Genomic DNA, 21,215 nt, shown 5'->3' on the forward strand with positions numbered 1-21,215 from the left:
CCGAACTGAGCCTTTCTCGCGCGCCTCCGCGGGGGGCGCGCCGCCTTATCATCGGCCGATGCTCTCGGGGCCGAAGGGCTCGTCCGACTCCTCACCCGGCGTGCGCGGGTGCGCCTGTCGCGCCGCCTTCGTCGCCGTCGCCACCGCACTCGGCAGTCTGGCGTCGTCTCCGGCCGCGCACGCGCTCGACGCGACGCGCCCGCTCGCCCACGCGACGCTCGACAGCTGGGAAGCCGGGCAGGGCCTCCCCCAGAACACGGTCCAGGCGATCTCCCAGACGCCCGACGGCTACCTCTGGATCGGGACGCAGGAAGGGCTCGTCCGGTTCGACGGGACCCGGTTCACGCTCTTCGACCGGCGGACGACGCCGGAGTTCTCGGCGAACTCGGTCCTCGCCCTTCTCGCGGACCACGATGGCACCCTCTGGGTCGGGACGAACGGCGGCGGGCTCCTGCGAATGACGGGGACGCGCTTCGAAGCGCTCGGCCCACGGGAGGGCCTCGCTGGGCTGAAGGTCCAGTCCCTCGCGCGCGACGGGCGCGGCGTCCTCTGGGTCGGAACGGACGACGAAGGGCTCTTCCGACAGGAAGGTGCGGGTTTCCGGCGCGTCGAACCCACCGGCGGCAGCCGCTTCCTGGTGCGCACCCTCTGCGTCGACCGCGCGGGTGTCGTCTGGGCCGGATCGACCGGAGGCGGAGTCGCGCGCCTGCAGGAGGACGGCACCCGGGTCTTCACGATGCGCGAGGGGCTCCCGAACGACGCCGTCATCGCGCTGGCCCCGCACCCGGGCGGAGGCGTCTGGGTCGGTACCGCAGGGGGAGGCCTCGCGCGGGTGGTCGATGGGCGCGTGTCGACGAAGGAGGCGCCCCGCCTCCCGACGAGCCAGATCTCGGCGCTCCTCGTCGATCGCGAGGGGAGTCTCTGGGTCGGAACGTGGGGCCGGGGGGTCTGCAGGGTCTCGGGCGAGGGAGTGTCCTGCCGTTCGGCGTCGACGGGAGACCTCCCCGCGGACCACGTCTGGAGCCTCTACCAGGACCACGAGGGAAGCGTCTGGATCGGCACCTGGACCGAGGGGTTGCTGCGCCTGCGTCACGGCCTCTTCGTCAACCTCGGGCGGCGCGAAGGGCTCGCGGGCGAGAACGTCCGCGCGGTCACGCAGGACACCTCGGGAGCGGTCTGGGCCACCGTGGCCAGCGGCGGTCTCCACCGGATCGCGGGTCGCGCGACGCGGGTGTTCGGAACCGACGACGGGCTCCCGTCCGACCAGCCCTCGGCGCTCCTGGCCGCCCGCGACGGGCGTCTCTGGGTCGGCACTTACACCGACGGCCTCGCCGTCGGTCGGGGCGGCGCGTTCACCCGAGTCCCGCTCCCGCCCCCGGCCGTCGACTCCCGCGACATCCGGGCGCTCGCGGAAGACGAGGACGGGTCGATCTGGGTCGGGGTTCTCCCCGGCGGCGTCATCCGACTGCGCGACGGAGTCGCCCGCCGCTTCGGCGTCGTGGACGGCCTCCCGTCGGACCGGCTTCTCTGCCTCCTGCCCGCCCGGGGCGGGGGCGTCTGGGCGGGAACGACGGCCGGGCTCGCGCTCTTTGCGGGAGACCGTTTCCGGGCCTTCACGAAGCGCGACGGCCTGCCCGACGAGCGCATCCAGTCCCTGCTGATCGACGACGAGGGGACGCTCTGGATCGGGACGGGCGACGGACTGGCCCGTTTCCGGGACGGCGCGTTCGCCAGCGTCGGGACGAAGGACGGCCTCTACGACGGCCTCGTGAAGAGCGTCCTGCAGGACGAAGGCTGGCTCTTCATGACCGGCAACCACGGCATCTTCCGCGCACGCCGCGCCGACGTCTCGGCCACGATGGACGGCCAGAGGCGCGGTTTCTCGTCCGAGCACTTCGGCCTCGCCGACGGGATGCGCAGCGAAGGCTGCTCGGGGGGCACCCAGCCGGGCGCCGTCCGGACGAACGACGGGACACTCTGGATCGCCACGGCGCGAGGCCTCTCCATTCTCGACACGAAGCGCCTCGAGCGGCCCTCGCCGCTCCTCGCCCTCCGGATCGAAGGAGTCCTCTCCGACGGAGCGCCGGTCGAGGTGGGCGAGACCGTCCTCGTTCCCCCGGGCTCTTCCCGCCTCGAGATCCGCTACACAGGAATCAGCCTCGTCGCACCCGCCGACGTCCGCTTCCGGTTCCGCCTCGACGGCGTCGACCCGACCTGGGTGGACGCCGGCCGGGAGCGCTCCGCGAGCTACACGAACCTCTCGCCGGGGAGCTACGTCTTCGAGGTGGCGGCGAGGAGGGGGGGCGGCACCTGGACGACCGGCGCGAAAACGACCGTGACGATCGAGCCGACGCTCGCCCAGAAGGGGTGGTTCCGTGCGGCGGTCGCCGCCGGGGCGATCGCGCTCCTGGCCGCGGGCCTCCATCGCCGGACGCGCAGGCAGCGCCGTCGGCGAGAGGTCCTCGAGGAGCTCGTGACGGCCCGGACGGTGGAGCTCGAGGCGGCGACCCGCGAGGCCGAGGACGCCAACAGGGCCAAGAGCGCGTTCCTCGCCACGATGAGCCACGAGATCCGGACCCCGATGAACGGTGTCATCGGGATGACGAGCCTCCTCCTCGGCACGCCCCTGACGCGGGAGCAGCGCCAGTTCGCCGACACGATCCGGCAGAGTGGCGAGACGCTCCTTCGCCTCATCGACGACATCCTCGATTTCTCGAAGATCGAGGCGGGCCGGATGGGCCTCGAGCGGAGGCCGTTCGACGTCCGCTCGTGCCTCGAAGGGGCGGTCGACGTCCTCGCGCAGCGCGCCGAGGAGAAGCGCCTCGAGCTGACGCTCGACGTGGACGACGGGGTGCCGATCTCGCTCCTCGGCGACGTCACCCGCGTGAAGCAGGTCGTCATGAACCTCGTCGGGAACGCGGTGAAGTTCACCGACGCCGGCGAGGTGGCCGTCTCGGTCCGTTCGAACCCGGAGGGACCCGTTACGCCCGGAACGAGCGTCGACCTCGTCGTGACCGTCCGCGACACGGGGATCGGCATCTCGCCCGACCGGGCCGCCTCGCTCTTCGAGTCGTTCCGGCAGGGCGACAGCTCGACCACCCGCCGCTTCGGCGGCACGGGGCTCGGTCTCGCGATCTCCCGCCGGCTCGCAGAGCTGATGGGTGGGACCATCGCCTTCGAGAGTGCGCCCGGAAGAGGCTCGACGTTCCGGTTCGTCGCACGCCTGGAGGCGGCGAACCCCTCTTCGGGGTCGTTCGCCCTGCCGCGACGGAGTGCGTTCGCCGGTCGCCTCGCCCTGGTCGTCGAGGATGGCGCGACGACCCGGTCGCTCCTCGAACGGCTCCTGACCCGCTGGGGCTTCGCGGTCACGGCCTGTTCCTCGCTCGCCGAGGCGGTCTCGCTCGTGAGGGGCGGAGCACGATTCGACCTCGCGCTCGTCGACCGGGACCTCCCCTCGGGGGACGGCTCCATGGCCGCTCTGCAGTTCAGGTCGGCCGGCACACCGCAGTTTCCCGTCGTCCTCCTCGTCCCGCTCGGCGCCGAGGCCGACGAGAAGGACGAAGGGCTCTCCGCCCGCCTCGCCCGGCCCGTGAAGCCGGCCGCGCTCCACGAGGTCGTCGCCGCTCTCCTCGGGGGAAGCCGGCCGGCGGTCCGCAGGGAATCCTCGGCGAGGCCGAGGTTCGACGGCGCGATGGGTGCGCGCCACCCCCTCCGGATCCTCCTCGCCGAGGACAACCCGACCAACCGCGAGCTGGCGCTCCTGATGCTGGAGCGCCTCGGCTACGCCGCCGACGTCGCCGCGAACGGGGCCGAGGCCGTCGACGCCATCCGGCAGAACGTCTACGACTTCGTCCTGATGGACGTCCAGATGCCCGAGCTGGACGGGATCGAGGCGACGCGCCGGATCCGGGCCGAGCTCGGCGCCGCCGGACCGCGCATCGCCGCGATGACGGCGCACGCGCTCCCCGGCGACCGCGAGGCCTGCCTGGCCGCCGGCATGGACGACTACCTCGTCAAGCCGATGGGAATCTCCGACCTCGTCTCCGCGCTCGAACGGGCCGCCGCGGCCATTTCGCCCCTGGTCGACGAGGCGGAGTCACCCCCTCCTCCTTCGGAGTCCGCCGTTCCTCCTCCGCCCGGGCCGCTCCCGACGCCTCCCGGGCTCGACGAGAAGTCGTGGGCCCGCCTGCACGCCTCCCTCGGCGCGCGCTCGAGCGACCTCCTCCCGGGGATCGTCCGCTCCTTCGCCCACGAGTCGGAAGGGCTCCTGGCGTCGGCGCGCGCGGCGCTCTCGGCCGAGCGCGCCGACGAGCTCCACCGCGCCGTGCACACGCTCAAGTCGACGAGCGCGAGCTTCGGGGCGCTCGAGCTCTCGTCCCTCTGCCGCGAGGCGGAGTCGCGGGCGAAGGAGAACGAGACGACGACGCTCGGGCCCCTCCTCGACCGGATCGAGGAGGAGCTCGCCCGCGTCCGAACCGCCCTGGGGACTCTCCCCGGCTCTCCTACCGAGCCGCTGGAGCCTGGGCCACGATCCGCCCGATGAGCGCGGGGTCGTCGGGGAGGAGCCCGGCCTTCGGCAGTCGCGACGTCAGCTCGGCCCAGCTCCGGTCGATGGCGAACGTCTTCCGGAAGAGCGGCAGGGCCTCGTCGACCTTCCCCATGCCGACGAGCGAGACCGCCGTCCAGTAGGTCATCTCGGCGCTGCCGGGGACGATCGCCTGCGCGGCCGAATAGGCCTTCAGCGCCCCGGCGTCGTCCTTCTTCTCGACGGCGAGGTCTCCCTCGTTCATCAGGTTGTACGCGCGCCCCAGCGTCACGAGCCGGCGCAGCTCCGGGAGCGGCGCCACACTGTCCTCGACGCGCAGGTCGAAGACCCGGTCCTGCCAGGGCCGGCCCGTCGGGGTCCCGCTCACGACGATGAGCGCCGCCGACTGCTTCCCGCGGATGTCCCCGCCGGCGGCTTCCGCCGCGTCGAGCGCCGCGAGCATCCGTTCCGCGAGGTCGCCCTTCGCCGTCTCGAACGCCCTGGCCATCGCGGGCCAGACCGTCGCGTTCCGCATCATGTTCGCCTGGACGGAGTAGTCCTTCCCGACGTGGTGTCCGGCCGCCTCGATGCAGCTGGCGCCCGTGTGGGCCGCGACGCGCCCGGCGGCGTCGATCATCGCCACCTGGCGCACCTCGCGCCCCGCGTCGGCAGAAAGCAGGCCCCTCAGCGCATCCGGCGCAGCCCGCCCCGCCTCGAGCAGCGAGAGGCCGAGCGGCCCGTAGCTGGCGTCGACGAACGACTGGGTGGCGACGGCGCCGACCCCGGCTCGGGCCCAGGGAACCATCGCGCCCACCGAGAACCAGTGCGACTGGACCGCCACGCCGAGCTGCCCCGTCGCCGGGTCGCGCGCGACGATCGAGTAGGTGTGAACCGGCCGCGCGGGGACGGGAATCGAGGACGGAAGGTCGGGGACCCCGAGCTGAGACAGGACGAACGCCTGGTCGAACGCCGTCTCCTTCAGCCGGTCGTAACGGCCCGACGACCCGCCGTGCCCGCCCGCCATGTTCGTCTTCAGGAGGAGCGGGTTCGTGTCGGTCTTGAGCGTCCGGAGCTTCGCGACGTACTTCGCCGGCTCCCAGTACATGACCTGGCTGTCGTTGAAGGAGGTCTTCACGAGGATCGACGGGTAGGCCCCCTTCTTCAGGTTGTCGTAGGGGCTGTACGACTTCATGTAGAGGTACTCGTCCTTCTGCCTCGGGTTCCCCCACTCCTCGAACTCCCCGACGGTGAGCGGGAGCGTTTCGTCGAGCATCGTGTTGATGACGTCGACGAAGGGGACGTGGAGGATGGCCGCCCGGAAGAGCTCCGGCCTCAGGTTCACGACGGCACCGATGAGGAGCCCGCCCGCGCTGCCTCCCTGGATCGCGATCCGGTCCTTCGCGGCGAGCTTCGTCGTCACCAGCGCCTCGGCGCAGGCGACGAAGTCGGTGAACGTGTTCTTCTTCGACATCATCCGGCCGGCGTCGTGCCACTTCTTCCCGAGGTCGCCCCCGCCGCGGACGTGCGCGACGGCGTAGACGACCCCCCGGTCGAGAAGGCTCGGGAGCGCCGGGTTGAACGCGACGAACGAGGGCGCGCCGTACGAGCCGTAGCCCGTCAGGAAGAGCGGGGCGGTGCCGTCCCGCGGCACGTCCTTCCGGAAGACGACGCTGACGGGGACCTTCGTTCCGTCGGCCGCCGTGGCAAAGAGCCGCTCGGAGCGGTATCGCGACGGGTCGTACCCGCCGGGCACCTCGGTCTTCTTCAGGAGCGTCCGCTCGCGCGTCGCCATGTCGTAGTCGTAGACCATCGGCGCAGTCGTGAACGACTGCCACGAGAAGCGGAACGTCTTCGTGTCGTACTCGGGATTGGCCTCGGGGAACGACGAGGCGATCGCCTCCGGCACCTCGATCCGGTGCGTCGCGCCGGTCGACAGGTCCCGCACCGAGAGCTTCGGCAGGGCATCCTGGCGCTCGAACAGGACGAGGTGGCCCTTGAAGGCGTCGACGCCGGAGACCATGACCCCGTCCCGACAGGGGACGAGCTCTTTCCACGACGCCTTCCCGGGGCTCGCCGCCGGAGCGGTGACGACGCGGAAGTCACGACAGCCGTCGTTCGTCCGGATGTAGAGGAGGTCCCCCGCCGCCTCCACGTCGTACTCGTGGTCCTTCTCCCGCGCCGCGACGACCCGCGGGGCCTCGTCCGGTTTCGCCGCCGGGATCAGGCGCCACTCGCTCTGCGTGTGGCTCCCGGACTGCACGAGGATCCAGGCGTCGTCGCGCGAGCGCGACACGCCGAGGTTGAACCGCTCGTCAGTCTCCTCGTAGACGAGAACGTCCGGCCCCGTCGTCCCCACCGCGTGCCGGTAGAGCCGCCAGGGGCGCTTGGCCGCGTCTTCGACGACGTAGAAGAGCGTCTTCCCGTCCCCCGCCCACGCGACGGAGTTCACCTTCTCGACCCTGTCGGCCAGGAGCCTGCCCGTCTCGAGATCCTTCACCTGGAGCGTGTAGAGCCGGAAACCGGTCGTGTCGATCGTGTAGGCGAGGAACCTGCCGTCGTCGCTCGGAGCGAAGACTCCCCGGCCCACGAACTTCTCGGTCTTCGCGATCTCGTTCAGGTCGAGGACGACCTGCTCGGCCGCGTCGAGGCTCCCCTTCTTCCGGCAGCCGATCGGGTACTGCTGCCCCTTCTCCGTCCTCGAGTACCAGAAGTACCCTCTGTGGCGGTACGGCACCGACAGGTCGGTTTCCTTGATCCGCCCGACGGCCTCGTCGTAGACCTTCTGCCGCAGCGCCTCGCCCGGCTTCGTCACGGCGTCGGTGTACGCGTTCTCGGCGTCGAGGTACGCCTTCACCTCGGGGTTCTGCTTCTCGCGCAGCCAGAACCAGTCGTCCACGAGCTTCTCCCCGTGGACCTCGGTGACCTTCGGGACCTTCTTCGCGACGGGAGGCTTCACCCCGGGAGTTTCCCCCGCCGGGGCGACGAACGGAACGAGGAGGAGGGAGAGGGCGATCGTTCGAAGGGTTCGCACGCCCGAAGCATAGTTCCGAAACGGCGTCCTCCCGAAATGGGGTCAGGTCTTGATTTTCCACTATAGCCTCAGGCTATAGTGGAAAATCAAGACCTGACCCCATCGGGCTCTTGGGCGACTGGGTCGCGGCTTTCTACTCCGCAGCCCGGGCCTTCTCGCGCTTCGCCTTCGCTTCGGCGAGCATCCTGATGGTCGCCCCGTCGAGCGTGCCGGAGATCGTCACGGCGTCGCGGTCGCTCTCGACCTTGAACTTCCGGATGGCCGACACGACCTCGGGCCGTTCCTGGCTCGCGATCCTCATCGCCGCGAGGATTCCCCGAAGCGCGTCCTCGAGGAGCTCGCGCGTCTCGGCGTCGCCGCTGTAGCCGGCGCCCGAGAGGCGGATGGCGTCTCCCTTCACCGTCATCTCGAAGGAGAAGGTCGAGACGAGGTTCATCGCGCCGAGCACGTTGCGCGCCGCGTCCCCTTCACCGCTCGTGATCGTCAGCGAGCCCTTCGCCTGCGGGAGCTTCGTCCGGTCGACGAGGAGCCAGCCGGAGGCGTTGGCGTTCACCCTGTCGAGCTGCGCGCCGAGGCCGGCGCCCCCGAGGAAGCCGGTCCCGCCCGCGGCCCGGGCGGCGAGCGCCTTCACGACGGCGTCCTCGGAGCCGGCGACGAGAAGACGGCTGCTCACGAACGCGACCGCGCCGTCGCCCTTGTGGCCCGTCTGCCCCTTCTCCTTCAGGAGGAAGTACGTCCCGCCGGGAGCCGTGCGCGCCTCGGCGCCACGGGAGGCGACGGCCGCCGCGAGACGCTGCGGCTCGAAGCGCCCCTCGAAGGCGACGAGGGCTTTGCCCTTCCCGCCGTCCTCTGCCGCGAAGACGACGAGGTCGACGTCGTCGATCGGGTGGAGGCGCGCCTCGGCGAGGAACCTCGCGGCGTCGCCTTCGACCGTCGCCCGGTCGAACTCGGCGAAGAAGCGTGCGGCGAGGGGGCTCGTCCTGAAGTCGGCCACGCGCAGCATCCCGGCCGTCACCGAGTCGGGCGGGACGAGGGCGAGGGCGTCGTCGGTGGGGCGGGCCGCCTCGGACGGGAAGGCGAGGGCCGTGGCGAGGGCGAGGAGCGCGAGACGTCTCATGTCAGAAGTCCTTTCTCCGGAAGAGAAACGCGGAAAGCGTGAGGGAACCGAGGCCGAAGAGCGCGGTGGAGCCGAAGACGGCGAGGTGGTCGATCTCGCGGGTGCGGCGCGAGAGCTCGCCGTTCGACACGAAGTCGACCGTCGCCTGCGCGAGCTGCCCGGTCTTCGGGAGCACCCAGTAGAAGCCCCGAACGAGCGCGGCCGCCCACTCCGTGGCGAGCGCCGCCTCGATCTGCCGGTGCCCGGAGAGGATGGCCGCCAGGAAGAACACGGCGAAGGTCGCCATGATCGAGACCGCCGTCGACGAGGTGACGACGCCGACGAGGAACGCGAACGCCATGAGCGTCGCGATCGTGAAGAAGATGATCGCCCCGCCCAGGAAGAAGCGCGGGTGGACGACCCCCGTCTTCCACCAGATGAGGAGCCCCATCGCGCCGATGAGGTAGGCGACGTTCAACCCCGCGAGGAGGAGCCCTCCGGCGTAGCGCGAGAGGAGCAGCGGCACCCGTCCGACCGGCCGCGAGAGATAGAGGTCGATCGTTCCCTTCTCCTGCAGGCGCGGCACGAGGTGCGCCGTCGCGAAGACGGCGAGGAACGTCGCGACGACGTAGAGGAACCCGGAGAAGCCCGACTCGAAGCCGAGGACGAGCTTGTCGAGGTCGACGGTGCGCCGCCCGATCTCGAGCTCCTTGCCGAAGAGCTTCGCCCCGGCCAGGGCGCCGTCCACCACGTCGAGGTTCACGGCGGCGGCGAAGAGGGCGATGAAGAGCGTGGAGAGGGTGGCATAGGCGACGAGCGTCCAGCGCGCCGCGGCCTCGCGGAAGACCTCTTCGACGTTCGACGCGAGGACCTTCACTGCGGCCTCCCTTCAGGCTCCGGGCCCGGGCCCGCTGCGGCGCCCTGCTCTTCCGTCGCGTCGCCGGCCTTCACCAGGTCGACGAAGACGTCCTCGAGCGTCGAGCGGACCGGCGTCAGCTCGGTCACGAGGACGCCGCGGGAGCGCGCGGTGTCGACGAGGGCGTTCAGGTGCTCGGCGTCCCTCGCCGTCAGCTTCACGTGCCCGTTCACCCGCTCGGCACCCGCGCCCGTCTCGCGGAAGAGTCCCAGCAGCGCCTCGTCGATTCCCGTCCCGGCGAAGCGGTAGCTGAAGCCCTGCGCCGTCAGGTCGGCGATGCGCCCGGTCGCGACCGACTTGCCCTTCCGGAGCACCGCCACCCGGTCGCACGTCATCTCGATCTCGGACAGGAGATGGGAGTTGAGGAGGATCGCCGCGCCGCGGGCCGCCTCCTCGCGGAGGAGGTCGCGGATCTCGCGCCGTCCCACCGGATCGACGCCGTCGGTCGGCTCGTCGAGGAGGAGGAGATCGGGCCGGTGGACGAGGGCCGAGGCGAGGCCGAGCCGCTGCGTCATCCCCTTCGAGAACTTCTTCACCTTCATGTCGGCCCAGTCGGAGAGACGGACGCGGGCGAGGAGCTCGGGAATCCGGGTTTTCAGGTCGGGGCCGGATACTCCCGACATCCGACCAAAGATCGAGAGGGTCTGCCGGGCCGAGAGGTACCCCGGGAACCGGTGCCCTTCGGGGAGGTAGCCGACGCGTCGCCGGCTCTCGGGATCGGACGCGGGAAGGCCGAACAGCTCGGCCCGCCCGGAAGTCGGAAGAGTCAGGCCCAGGAGGATCTTGACGGTCGTCGTCTTCCCCGCCCCGTTCGGTCCGAGGAGTCCGAAGACCTCGCCAGAGGCGACCTGAAGGTCAAGACCGTCCAGGGCTCTCACTTCCCGCCGCGAGAACGGGGTCCGGAAGGTCTTCGAAAGACCCTCGGCGGAGAGGATGGCGGTCATGGCCCTCTCTACGGTGACCCGAGCCATCTGGTTCCCACGCGAGCCGGAATGGGGCGGAATGTCTCGTTCGCCTACCGGAGGTCGACCGCGAACGTCTCCTTCGCCACTCCTTTGCGCGTTGCCTCGATCGCCGTCAGGTGTGGCGGATCGCCACGTCGAGAGAGGCGAACCCGCAGGAAACCGGCCTTCGACGTCGCGTACCGGGTCGAAGGGATCTTCGAAACGACCGTCCCTCCCGGGAAGATGCCCGAACCCGACACGAGGACCCACCGGGCGGCTGGAACGGGCGCCTCGAGGACCTGCACGGAATGATCGTGTCCGGAGGCCTGGAAGAGGGCCGGGTGCTCGTCGAGCGCCGCGGCCAGGTCGGAACGGAGCCGCCTGTACCGGCGAGAAGCGAAGTCCTGGCCCGTCCCCTTCCCGTCCCTGTACGCGACCCAGAGCGACCCGAGCCCGGGAAGCGGAACCCAGAGCGTCGGGGCGGCGTCCCGAAGGGGGAAGACGTGGGGCTTCCAGTCGCCTGTCCTCGTGCCGTGCGGCCCGCCGCTGGAGAGCGGGTGGTGCGTCAGGAGGGCGAGCGGCCCCCTCCCGGCCGCCGCCCGAAGCTGCGCGACGGCCTGCTCCGCGCTGCTGGCCGCACAGGGAGACGTCGGTCCTTCCGGGCGAGGGCCTTCGTGGTGAAGCCACCACTGCGTGTCGAGGACGGCAAGCGTCACGCCGGAAGCGGTCGGCAGGAGGAGCGGCCCCGGGCAGCCGCCTCCCGGGGCGTAGAGCAGGCGCGGAGACCGCCGCGAGAGAAACCTCTCCTGGCGGACGACCGACGCCCACCCGTTCCGGCGCATTCCGTCCCAGTCGTGGTTTCCCGGCAGGAAGAGGACCCGCGCCCCCGCGCCGAGGGCGGCGTCGGCCTGGGCCGCGAGCCGCCTCTCGCCTTCCCTCCGCCACGGGTCGGCCTCGTCCGGGAGGCCGTTCGGGTAGAGGTTGTCCCCGAGGAAGACGACGAGCGTCCGCTCCGGGTCCTTCCCCGCTTCCGTGGCGAGAGCCCGGAGCAGGGGCTCGTCTGCGGCAGGCTTGCCGGCATCCCCGACGAGGAGCAGCGTCTCGACGCCCGCGGCGAACGGGCTCGAAGGGGGCGCTGCCACGTCGGCGGCTCCCGGCGCGGACGCGAGCCCCAGGCAGACGAGCCCCGCCGCCGCGAGCCTCACCGCGCCGCGGCCCGCGTTCCGGCCCGCTTCGCCGTCCCCCTCGCCGCCTTCCACAGCGTCGCCCACAGCTGCCGCAGCTCGCCGGAGAGCTTGTGCGAGGGGGCGTAGTGGACGAGCGGGGCGGACTCCTGGTGCGACTCGCGAACCTTGACCGACGCCGAGACGTACGGCGTCAGGACCGGGAGCCCCTCGGCCTTCAGCTCGTCGACGAGCTGCTGCGGAAGACGCGCCCTCGGCTGGAAGTTGTTGACGACGATCCCGGCAACCGTCAGCCCCGGGTTGTGGTCCTGCTTCACCTCTTCGACGATCTCGAGGAGGCCGTAGAGGGCGCGGCGGGAGAAGTCGTCGCAGTCGAACGGGATGAGGACCCGCTCGGCCGCGATGAGCGCCGACAGGGTGAAGAAGTTGAGGGCGGGCGGCGTGTCGAAGAAGACGTGCTCGTAGCCCGTGAGCGGCGCGAGAGCGTCGCGTAGCTTGTAGATCTTGTGCCGCCCTTCGAGCTTGGTGTGAAACGTCTCCATGAGGGGCTGCGTCGGCAGGACGTCGAGCCCCTCGAACGGCGAGGCGTGGATGAAGGTCCTGAGGCTCTCGTCGAAGAGCCGGATCGCGAGGCTCTGCTCGAAGAAGTCCGCGAGGTTCGGCCGGGCGGCCTTCGCCCGGGGCCCCAGGAGATAGTGCGACGAGCAACCCTGGGGGTCGAGATCGACGACGAGAGACCGTTTCCCCTCGTCGGCGGCCACCGCCGCGAGGTTGCTGACGAGCGTCGACTTTCCGACGCCCCCCTTCTGGTTGAAGACGACCCATCTCATGCGCGCCCTCCCGACCTCTGACTGGCCGGGGATCATCGCACCGGGCCTCGCGAGCACGTAACATGGAAGGGGGAGGATCGCGGGTGACCTCCGAGTCCCTGCTCCCGTTCTACGGCTACGTCGGAACGGCGGCCAGCGCGGCCGTGGCATCCGCCGTCCTCGCCTCGCTCCATCGCGCCCGCCAGCGGCCCTGGCTCAGGAGCTGGGCCTGGAGCTGGCTCTTTCTCACGTTTCACAGCCTCGGCTCGGCGGTCGCCTACCTCGCGGCCCGGACGGGTGTCGCGGGTCAGCCCCGGGTCGTCCTCGCCTCCCTCGCCGCGATCGCCGGCTTCGGCCAGCTCGTCTACCTCCTCGCCGGATCCCGCGAAGTCGGCACGGGCGTCCTCTTCCCGCGCCGGCGCCTCGTCCCGGTCCTCGCGGGCACGTCCATCCTCGCGGTGCTCATCGCGCTTCCGGGCTCGGCCGACCCGTCGGCGGCCTTTCTTCGCTACGCTCTCCGCTTCGGCGTCCGGTCCCTGACGGCCGGGATCGTCTTTCTCCTCGCGGCCTTCCTCGTGAGGCGGGGCCTGCGCGAGCGCCCCACCCTCGGCCGCACGCTCGTGTCGGGATCTCTCGCCGTCACCGGCGTCCACCACCTCCACTACCTGGTGGTCGGAATCGGCGGGTTCTCGTCCGGCGTGCGCCACCCGCTCCTGACGCTCCTGAGCTCGCTCGACGTCCTGCTGGCCGTCGTCACCGTCCTCGGCATCGTCATCCTCCTCCTCGAGGACGAGAGAAACGCCGCGGTGGCGGCCGCCGCCCAGCTGGAGCACATGGCGGGGCACGACGCCCTCACGGGCCTCCCGAACCGACTGATGCTCCTCGAGCGGACCGCCCAGGCCCTCCGGCGCGCCGTCCGGGACCGCCGCTCGGTGGCCGTCCTCGCGCTCGACATCGACCGGTTCAAGCTCCTGAACGATTCCCTCGGGCACGCGACCGGCGACGAGCTCCTGCGCAGCGTCGGGACGCGGCTCAAGGGCGCCGTCCGCGAGACCGACACCGTGGCGCGCCTGTCGGGAGACGAGTTCGGCCTCCTCCTGGAGGTCCGCGACCCCGACGAGGCGGACGCCGTCGTCGAGAAGATCCGCGCCGCCACGAAGAGGCCCTTCGTCCTCAACGGCCGGGAGGTCCACGTCACGCTGAGCGGCGGGCTCGCCGTCTCTCCCCGGCACGGCGACGTCGCGGAAACCCTTCTCGCCGCCGCCGACATCGCATCCTCCCGGGCGCGAGACGACGGGCGCGACACCATCCTGGCCTTCGACCCGTCGCTGAACGAGGCGGCGCGCAAGACGGTGGCCCTCGAGGGGGCCATACGCAAAGCCCTCACCGAAGGCGAGCTGAAGCTCTTCTACCAGCCCATCGTCTCCGTCGCGACGGGTCGGATCGAAGGGTTCGAGGCGCTCCTGCGCTGGGAAAGCGCCGAGCTCGGCCAGGTGCCCCCGTCCGACTTCATCCACCTCGCCGAGGCGAACGGCCTCATCGTCCCGATCGGCCGCTGGGCCCTGAAGACGGCCTGCGCCCAGGCCCGCGAATGGCAGAAGGCGGGCACCCCGACCCGGGTCTCGGTGAACCTCTCGGCGCGGGAGTTCCGGCAGCCCGACCTCTACCTGACCGTCCGCGACACCCTCTCCGAGACGGGCCTTCCGGCTCCGTTTCTCGACCTGGAGATCACCGAGCGCGTCGCCATGGAGAGCCCCGACGTCTCGCAGTTCGTCCTGCGCGAGCTGCAGTCCCTCGGGGTCTCGATCTCGATCGACGACTTCGGTACCGGCTATTCCTCCCTCGCCTACCTCCGGACCTTTCCGGTCGACACGCTCAAGATCGACGGCTCGTTCATCCAGGCGATGGCCAGCGACCCGCAGTCGGCCGCCATCGTCCGGTCGGTCATCGACCTGGCGCACAACCTGAAGCTCGGGACGGTCGCCGAAGGGGTCGAAACGGACGAGCAGGTCGCGATCCTCCGTCGCGCCGCGTGCGACCGGATCCAGGGATACGTCGTCAGCCGCCCTCTCCCGGCCGCCGAGGCGACGTTCCTCCTCATCGGCGACCGCCGGGTGGCCCGGGCCTCCGGCGGCTCCGTGGCCTGAGCCTCTTCGCCTTCCCTTCCGCCCGTCCGTAGAATCGACGCAGGAGGTCCTGCCATGCCCGTCTACGAGTACCGTTGCCGCGCCTGCGGAAAGAAGACCGAGGACCTCGTCCTGGCCGGCGACGCCGCCGGCTACGTCCCCGAGTGCGCCCACTGCGGCTCCGGCGACCTCGGCCGCCTCCTCTCGACCTTTGCCGCCCACGGCGGAGACAAGGGAGGCGATTCCTTCGACGCCCCGTGCGGCATGGGCTCCTGCGAGACAGGGGACATGAGCGCCTGCGGCATGGGCGGCTGCGGGATGGGGGGCGGGATGGGGGGCGGATTCGACGATTAGAATCCCCGCCGGTCCTGTTTTCGAGCCGACCGCCGGAGGAACGATGAACGACAGCTTCAAGACGAAGACGACCCTCTCCGCCGGAGGCGCGACCGTCTCCTACTACTCGCCTCGAGACGCTCGCGAAGGAGCACCCGGAGGTCCGGACGCTCCCTTACTCCCTCAAGGTCCTCCTCGAGAACCTCCTGCGCTGCGAGGACGGGCGCGTCGTGAAGTCCGAGGACGTCCTCGCCCTCGCCACGTGGGACCCGAAGGCCGAGCCCGACAAGGAGATCGCCTTCCACCCCGCACGCGTCCTCATGCAGGACTTCACCGGCGTTCCGGCCGTCGTCGACCTCGCCGCCATGCGCGAGGCCATCGTGGCGATGGGCGGCGACCCGGTCAAGGTGAACCCGCTCTCCCCCGCCGACCTCGTCATCGACCACTCCGTCCAGGTCGACAACTTCGCCTCCTCCCTCGCCTTCGGGCAGAACGTCGACCTCGAATACGAGCGCAACCGCGAGCGCTACGAGTTCCTCCGCTGGGGGCAGGGCGCGTTCAAGAACTTCCGCGTCGTTCCGCCGGGCACCGGCATCTGCCACCAGGTGAACCTCGAGTACCTCGCGAAGGTCGTCTGGACGAACGACGAGGGCGTCGCCTACCCCGACACCCTCGTCGGCACCGACTCCCACACGACGATGATCAACGGCCTCGGCGTCCTCGGCTGGGGCGTCGGCGGGATCGAGGCCGAGGCCGCCCTCCTCGGCCAGCCTGTCTCGATGCTCATCCCCGAGGTCGTCGGGATGAAGCTCTTCGGCAGGCTCCCCGAGGGAGCGACCGCCACGGACCTCGTCCTGACCGTCACCCAGATCCTCCGCAAGAGGGGGGTCGTCGGAAAGTTCGTCGAGTTCTTCGGGCCGGGCCTGGCGGCGCTCCCGCTCACGGACCGCGCGACGATCGCGAACATGGCGCCCGAGTACGGCGCGACGATGGGCTTCTTCCCGGTCGACGGCGAGACGATCAAGTACCTCGAGTTCACCGGCCGGAAGGCGCTCGCCCCGCTCGTCGAGGCATACTGCAAGGCGCAGGGGCTCTGGCGCTCCGAGGACGCCCCCGAGCCGCGCTTCTCCGGCACCCTGGAGCTCAACCTCGGCGACGTCGTCCCGTCACTGGCGGGGCCGAAGCGCCCGCAGGACAGGATCGCCCTCAAGGACGCGAAGAAGACCTTCCGCGAGCAGCTCCCGGCGATGCTCGGCAAGGGCGGGTCGGCCGACGCGACCGTCCCCGTCGTCGAGGGGCGGGTGACGTACGAGATGCCGCACGGCGCCGTCGTCATCTCGGCGATCACCTCCTGCACGAACACCTCGAACCCGTCGGTCCTCGTCGCGGCCGGTCTCCTCGCGAAGAAGGCGGTCGAACGCGGCCTCGACACGAAGCCGTGGGTCAAGCCGTCGCTCGCGCCGGGGTCGAAGGTCGTCACCGACTACCTGAACGCCGCGGGCCTGACGCCCTACCTCGAGGCGCTCGGCTTCCACCTCGTCGGGTACGGCTGCACGACCTGCATCGGCAACAGCGGCCCGCTCCCCGAGAAGGTCTCCGAGGCGGTGCGGACGGGCGACCTCGTCGTCGCGTCCGTCCTCTCCGGCAACCGGAACTTCGAGGGGCGCGTCAACCCGCAGGTGAAGATGAACTTCCTCGCCTCGCCGCCGCTCGTCGTCGCCTACGCGCTCGCGGGCGAGATGGACAAGGACCTGACGACCGAGCCGCTCGGCGTCGACCGGAACGGCCAGGCCGTCTACCTCAAGGACATCTGGCCCACGCCGCGGGAGGTCGCAGAGACGATCGCCGCCTCGCTCACGCCCGAGCAGTACGAGAAGGCCTACGGGGCCGTCTTCGAAGGAGACGCCGGCTGGCAGGCGCTCTCCGTGCCGGAGGGAGAGACCTTCGCGTGGGACGCGAAGTCGACCTACGTGAGGAAGCCGACCTTCTTCGAGAACCTCGGCAAGGAGCCCAGGCCCCTCGCCGACGTGCAGGGCGCCCGCTGCCTCGCCCTCCTCGGCGACTCCATCACCACCGACCACATCTCCCCCGCCGGCAACATCGCGAAGGGCTCACCTGCAGCCAAGTACCTCGGCGACAACGGCGTGAAGCCCGCCGACTTCAACCAGTACGGCGCCCGCCGCGGCAACCACGAAGTGATGATGCGCGGCACCTTCGCCAACATCCGGCTGAAGAACCTGATGCTCCCGGGCACCGAGGGCGGCGTCACCGTCCACGTCCCGACCGGCGAGACGATGTCGATCTACGACGCCGCGATGAAGTACCAGGAGGAAAGAACGCCCCTCGTCGTCCTCGCGGGCGCCGAGTACGGCACCGGCTCCTCGCGCGACTGGGCGGCCAAGGGGACGATGCTCCTCGGCGTGAAGGCCGTCATCGCGAAGAGCTTCGAGCGGATCCACCGCTCGAACCTCGCCGGCATGGGAGTCCTCCCGCTGCAGTTCGCCGCGCGCGAGGATGCGCAGACGCTCGGCCTCACCGGGAAGGAGACGTTCGACGTCGGAGACGTCGCCGACGGCCTCACCCCGCACAAGAAGATCACCGTCACCGCGACGAGCGACGACGGCACGAAGAAGACCTTCACCGCGACCCTGCGCCTCGACACCCCGAACGAGGTCGACTACTACCGCCACGGCGGCATCCTGCAGTTCGTGCTGCGGCAGATGACGGCGTAGGACGGCACCGGAAACAGACCGATTCGCCAGGAGGGCCGCGGGAGAGATCCCGCGGCCCTTTCCGTCGTCAGGCTGTGCTGATGGCTCCGGCGAACCGCGCGAGGACGCGCCGCGCCACGTCCCCGGCGGGCTGCGCGACCGATTCCGCGCCGACCCACAGGGCGTAGAGCGCCGCCGGGACGAGACGGACGTCGACTCCGTCGACCCGCAGCGTCGAGCGCGCGGTGCGCGTCGTCACGACGGTCTCTCCGAGGTCGTGCTGCCGCGCGAAGAGAACCGCCGCCGCGATCTCAGACGGATCTGTCAGCGGACGATCGGTCCACTTCACCTCGGTCACCCACGTCGGCCTCTGGGCCGCGTCGATTCCGACGAGGTCGACCTCCCCCCCTTCGCGATCCCACCGTGCGTAGTGGATCGGCGTCCGGGCGTGAAACCACTGCGCGAAGACGGCCGTCTCGACGAGGTCGCCCGTCGCCGGGTCGTCGGCCGACACCGGCGCGAAGAGCGCCGCGCGCATCGACGGGTTCGTCAGGTAGACCTTGAACGCCGTCGCCCGCTGGAAGCGCCGGGCGTTGCGGTCCACCCGGTGAACGACCTTCAGCAGGAAGGCCGCCTCGAGATACTCGATGTACCTCTTGAGCGTGTTCTTCGCGACCCCTGACTTCTTCGAGAGCGCCTCGAGGGAAACCTCATTCGCCGAGTTGAACGCGAGCGTGGTGAAGAGCGCGTTCAGCTCCTGCACGTCCTCGATGCCGTAGAGGGTCGGCAGGTCGCGCAGGAGGACCTTGTCGATGATGTCGGCCTTCACGAAACGACCGGGGTCCGCCTGGATCTCTGGCGAGAGCGCCACCTCGGGATACCCGCCGAAGTTGACGTAGGAGACGAAGCGGCGGTTGAGCGCCTCGATGTCCGCCGTCGGATTGGGCGCCCCGCGCTCGGGTTCCGTCAGAGAGAGGTACTCGGAGAACGTGAGCGGCGGCAGGAGGAAGTCGGTGAATCGCCCCGCCCCAGACTCCTGGCTCTTCCGCTTCAGCGCCGCCGCCGCCGAGCCGGACGCGACGAACCGCACCGACGGGTGCTGGTCGACGAGCGCCTTGAGGTGCCTCTCCCAGTCTCGCAGGTACTGGATCTCGTCGAAGAAGACGAACATCTCCCCGCCTGCGGTCGAAAGCCCGGTCGCCTCCTCCCAGGCCGAGAGGAGGTCGGCGAGGCCGAGGCCGTTGAAGAGGGGGTGGTCCACGGAGACGTAGAGGATCCTTTCCGGCCGAACACCCCGATCGAGGAGGACGCGGACGGCGTGCCGAATAAGGACGGTTTTGCCGACGCGCCGCGGCCCCATCAGGAGGACCGCGCGCCGGACCGGCGCGTCGAACGCGAGGGCCGTGAACTGATCGAGGTAGGCGCGAGGCGTCAGCCGGTCGTCGGGCTCTGGAATCCGGTGAGGCGCTGCCCACCACCCGTTGTCGGCCGTGATCCGCCGAAGCACCTCCTCGCGCGGGATCTCTCGCACGGCCCCACCCTACCGCTCGTGGTAAATAGAGTCAACACGCTGATCTTAGCCGATACGTTGCACGCAAAATACTGTGGCACAGAGTGATACATCAGTCGGACAGTGAACTGCCGCCGATCTCGGGGCGTTCGGAGGTCACGGTGGGCCTGCTCTTCCTGGTCGGAAGACCCCCTCCCGATGCCACGCCAGGTACGACCGATCCCCACCCTCGAGTCCATGGGCACGGAGCAGCCCGGCGCGGCCGCGTCGGCGCCGCTCGCCGGGACCGAGGAGATCGCTCGCGGGCGGGGACGTTCTCGAGGAACGTGTCGAGCTCCTCGATCTGGCTGCTCGGCAGTGCGTTCATCGGGTAGATGTCGATGGCACGCGTCCGCCGCGCACCGAACTCATGCCGACGCCTGTGCTTCCAGCCCCAAGCTCGAGCGGAACCACCGCTCGAACTTCGCCGGCATCGGGGTCCTCTCGCTCGAGTTCGCCGCGGCAGACGCCACGAAGAAGACCTTCACCGCCACCCTGCGCCTCGTCATCGCCCGTCACGCTTGCACCGGCGAGATCCGCATGTAGAGTTCCGTGCGATGGGTCTGTTCTCGGACGGTTCCAGGGGTGACTCTCCGGCGACACGCGAGATCGTCGAGGCCGCCCGCAGGCGGCTGAAGGAGAACCCTTCGGACGTCGGGGCCGTCATGAAGCTGGCGGACGCGCTCGCCGGCAGCGGCCGGAAGACGGAGGCCGTCCGGATCCTGAATCAGTACGGGCCGATCGTGCAGTCGCGGGGCCGCCTCGAGGCGGCGATCGCCATCTACAAGAAGGCGACGCAGCTCGACCCCGACAGCGAGCTGACCTCCTCCACGTACCTCTCGCACCTTCAGCTGCAGTCGATCCTCGAGGCCGAGAAAGCGGTGCGGGCGGCGGCGCCTCCCGCCGCCCCGTCCCCACCCCCTTCCGGCTCCTTCACCCGCCCGGGGCCCGACCCTCCTCCCGCGAGCACGTCATTCCAGCTCGCCGAGCCGGTCGCGGGCCCGCCGCCCAACGGCTCGCACTCGCTTCCGGCTCCTCCGCCGGGCCCGCCGCCGAGCGGGTCCCTGCCGATGCCCGAGCCGGCCTCCCCAGGCCCCTCGGCGTGGGGCCAGAAGAAGGAGGCCGTCCACGGAGCGACGATCGGAATCCCCCTCCTGAGGGACATTCCCCCTCTCCTGATCGACCTCGTGCTCCAGCGGATCAACCTGGTCACCCTCGCACCCGGCGAGGTCCTCTTCCGCGAGGGCAGCGAAGGCAATTCCGTCTACTTCGTGGTCCAGGGGACGCTGGCCGTGACGGCGCGGCACGACCTCGGCACGGAGGTCGTCCTCAGGGTCGCGAGGGACGGCGAGGTCCTCGGCGAGAGCTCGTTCCTCACCTCGATGCCCCGCTACGCGACCGTGACGGCCCGCGAGCAGTCCAACCTCCTCGAGCTCGACCGCAACGCCCTCGCCCCCATCGCGCGCAAGCACCGGGCCCTGGCGGATGCGCTGAACCGCGTCTACGAGGAGCGCATCCTCGACTCGGCACTCGCCCGCTCGCGCGTCTTCGGCGTCCTGCCGGATAACGATCGACGGCAGCTGGCGCTGAGGCTCGAGACGCTCCCGGTGCCGGCAGGAACGCTCGTGGTCCGGGAAGGCACGCCGGCGAAGGGCGCCTACATCGTCAAGCGGGGCGCGTTCCGTGTGACGTTTCGCGCGGGCGATCGCGAGGTCGCGGTCGCCCTTCTCCGGCCCCACGAGTTCTTCGGCGATCTCGCCGAGGGACGCGATCTGCCGCAGGCCGAGTCCGTCATGGCCGTGACGGACTCGGATCTTCTCTGTCTCGCTCCGGCGGAGCTGGCCGCGCTCCGCTCGCGCAGCCCGCAGCTCTCGGCGGCCCTCGACGCCCTCCGGCTCGATCGGGCCGAGAGGTGCGTGGCGGCGCTGCGCGCTGCGCGCCACTGACCGGGGGCTTGCCCGGGCCGGTTGCGGCGCGCAAGATCGCCGCGC

The 21,215-nt window shown here is 70.7% G+C and carries 12 protein-coding genes and 1 pseudogene; 5 read left to right on the forward strand and 8 right to left on the reverse strand.

What is annotated here, in order from left to right:
- The first annotated feature begins 58 nt into the window (after positions 1-58).
- Positions 59-4,543, forward strand: a complete 4,485-nt coding sequence (locus IPN03_19905; protein ID MBK9375916.1) for a response regulator — start codon at positions 59-61, stop codon at positions 4,541-4,543.
- Here IPN03_19905 and IPN03_19910 read toward each other — a convergent pair.
- The 6 genes from IPN03_19910 to IPN03_19935 form a co-directional block, all read right to left on the reverse strand.
- On the reverse strand, positions 4,503-7,556 hold the full coding sequence (locus IPN03_19910; protein ID MBK9375917.1) for a DUF1028 domain-containing protein: 3,054 nt from the start codon (positions 7,554-7,556) through the stop codon (positions 4,503-4,505). The genes IPN03_19905 and IPN03_19910 overlap by 41 nt on opposite strands.
- Positions 7,557-7,689: 133 nt before the next feature.
- Positions 7,690-8,673 carry a hypothetical protein gene (locus IPN03_19915; GenBank protein ID MBK9375918.1) on the reverse strand — a complete coding sequence of 328 codons (984 nt, stop codon included), beginning with the start codon at positions 8,671-8,673 and terminating at the stop codon, positions 7,690-7,692.
- A 1-nt stretch (position 8,674) separates the two neighbouring features.
- The gene (locus IPN03_19920) at positions 8,675-9,529 is read right to left on the reverse strand and encodes an ABC transporter permease subunit (protein ID MBK9375919.1); all 855 of its coding nucleotides are present in this window, start codon (positions 9,527-9,529) and stop codon (positions 8,675-8,677) included.
- Positions 9,526-10,512 (reverse strand): ABC transporter ATP-binding protein, encoded by a 987-nt coding sequence (locus IPN03_19925; GenBank protein ID MBK9375920.1) that lies wholly within the window; start codon positions 10,510-10,512, stop codon positions 9,526-9,528. Before IPN03_19925 ends, IPN03_19920 begins: the two co-directional genes overlap by 4 nt.
- 71 nt (positions 10,513-10,583) lie before the next feature.
- The gene (locus IPN03_19930) at positions 10,584-11,771 is read right to left on the reverse strand and encodes a metallophosphoesterase (GenBank protein ID MBK9375921.1); all 1,188 of its coding nucleotides are present in this window, start codon (positions 11,769-11,771) and stop codon (positions 10,584-10,586) included.
- Positions 11,714-12,526, reverse strand: a complete 813-nt coding sequence (locus IPN03_19935; GenBank protein ID MBK9375922.1) for a ParA family protein — start codon at positions 12,524-12,526, stop codon at positions 11,714-11,716. The genes IPN03_19930 and IPN03_19935 overlap by 58 nt, the downstream gene beginning before the upstream one ends.
- An 83-nt stretch (positions 12,527-12,609) precedes the next feature.
- On the opposite strand from IPN03_19935, the gene IPN03_19940 reads away from it, so the two are divergent.
- The 3 genes and pseudogenes from IPN03_19940 to acnA all read left to right on the forward strand — a co-directional run bounded on the left by IPN03_19940 (position 12,610) and on the right by acnA (position 17,696).
- Positions 12,610-14,652 carry a bifunctional diguanylate cyclase/phosphodiesterase gene (locus IPN03_19940; GenBank protein MBK9375923.1) on the forward strand — a complete coding sequence of 681 codons (2,043 nt, stop codon included), beginning with the start codon at positions 12,610-12,612 and terminating at the stop codon, positions 14,650-14,652.
- 54 nt (positions 14,653-14,706) lie between these two features.
- Positions 14,707-14,985, forward strand: coding sequence for a zinc ribbon domain-containing protein (locus tag IPN03_19945; GenBank protein MBK9375924.1), 279 nt, complete (start codon positions 14,707-14,709; stop codon positions 14,983-14,985).
- A 149-nt stretch (positions 14,986-15,134) separates the two neighbouring features.
- A pseudogene (gene acnA / locus IPN03_19950) lies at positions 15,135-17,696 on the forward strand (aconitate hydratase AcnA).
- A gap of 67 nt (positions 17,697-17,763) precedes the next feature.
- Here acnA and IPN03_19955 read toward each other — a convergent pair.
- Positions 17,764-19,206: an ATP-binding protein gene (locus IPN03_19955; GenBank protein MBK9375925.1), complete on the reverse strand. Its 1,443-nt coding sequence runs from the start codon at positions 19,204-19,206 to the stop codon at positions 17,764-17,766.
- A 386-nt stretch (positions 19,207-19,592) separates the two neighbouring features.
- Complete coding sequence (locus IPN03_19960; GenBank protein MBK9375926.1) at positions 19,593-19,733, reverse strand: hypothetical protein; 141 nt, start codon at positions 19,731-19,733, stop codon at positions 19,593-19,595.
- A gap of 48 nt (positions 19,734-19,781) precedes the next feature.
- On the opposite strand from IPN03_19960, the gene IPN03_19965 reads away from it, so the two are divergent.
- Complete coding sequence (locus IPN03_19965; protein MBK9375927.1) at positions 19,782-21,170, forward strand: cyclic nucleotide-binding domain-containing protein; 1,389 nt, start codon at positions 19,782-19,784, stop codon at positions 21,168-21,170.
- Positions 21,171-21,215 lie beyond the last annotated feature (45 nt).

The organism is Holophagales bacterium, assembly GCA_016719485.1.
In the GTDB taxonomy this organism is placed as follows: Bacteria; Acidobacteriota; Thermoanaerobaculia; order UBA5066; family UBA5066; genus UBA5066.

Bases quoted from the DNA above. Each gene is read 5' to 3' on its own strand.
- IPN03_19905 (MBK9375916.1), top strand. From the start codon at position 59: ATGCTCTCGGGGCCGAAGGGCTCGTCCGACTCCTCACCCGGCGTGCGC.
- IPN03_19915 (MBK9375918.1), bottom strand. From the start codon at position 8,673: ATGAGACGTCTCGCGCTCCTCGCCCTCGCCACGGCCCTCGCCTTCCCG.
- IPN03_19925 (MBK9375920.1), bottom strand. From the start codon at position 10,512: ATGACCGCCATCCTCTCCGCCGAGGGTCTTTCGAAGACCTTCCGGACC.
- IPN03_19935 (MBK9375922.1), bottom strand. From the start codon at position 12,526: ATGAGATGGGTCGTCTTCAACCAGAAGGGGGGCGTCGGAAAGTCGACG.
- IPN03_19945 (MBK9375924.1), top strand. From the start codon at position 14,707: ATGCCCGTCTACGAGTACCGTTGCCGCGCCTGCGGAAAGAAGACCGAG.
- IPN03_19960 (MBK9375926.1), bottom strand. From the start codon at position 19,733: ATGACGAGGCGCAGGGTGGCGGTGAAGGTCTTCTTCGTGGCGTCTGCC.
- IPN03_19965 (MBK9375927.1), top strand. From the start codon at position 19,782: ATGGGTCTGTTCTCGGACGGTTCCAGGGGTGACTCTCCGGCGACACGC.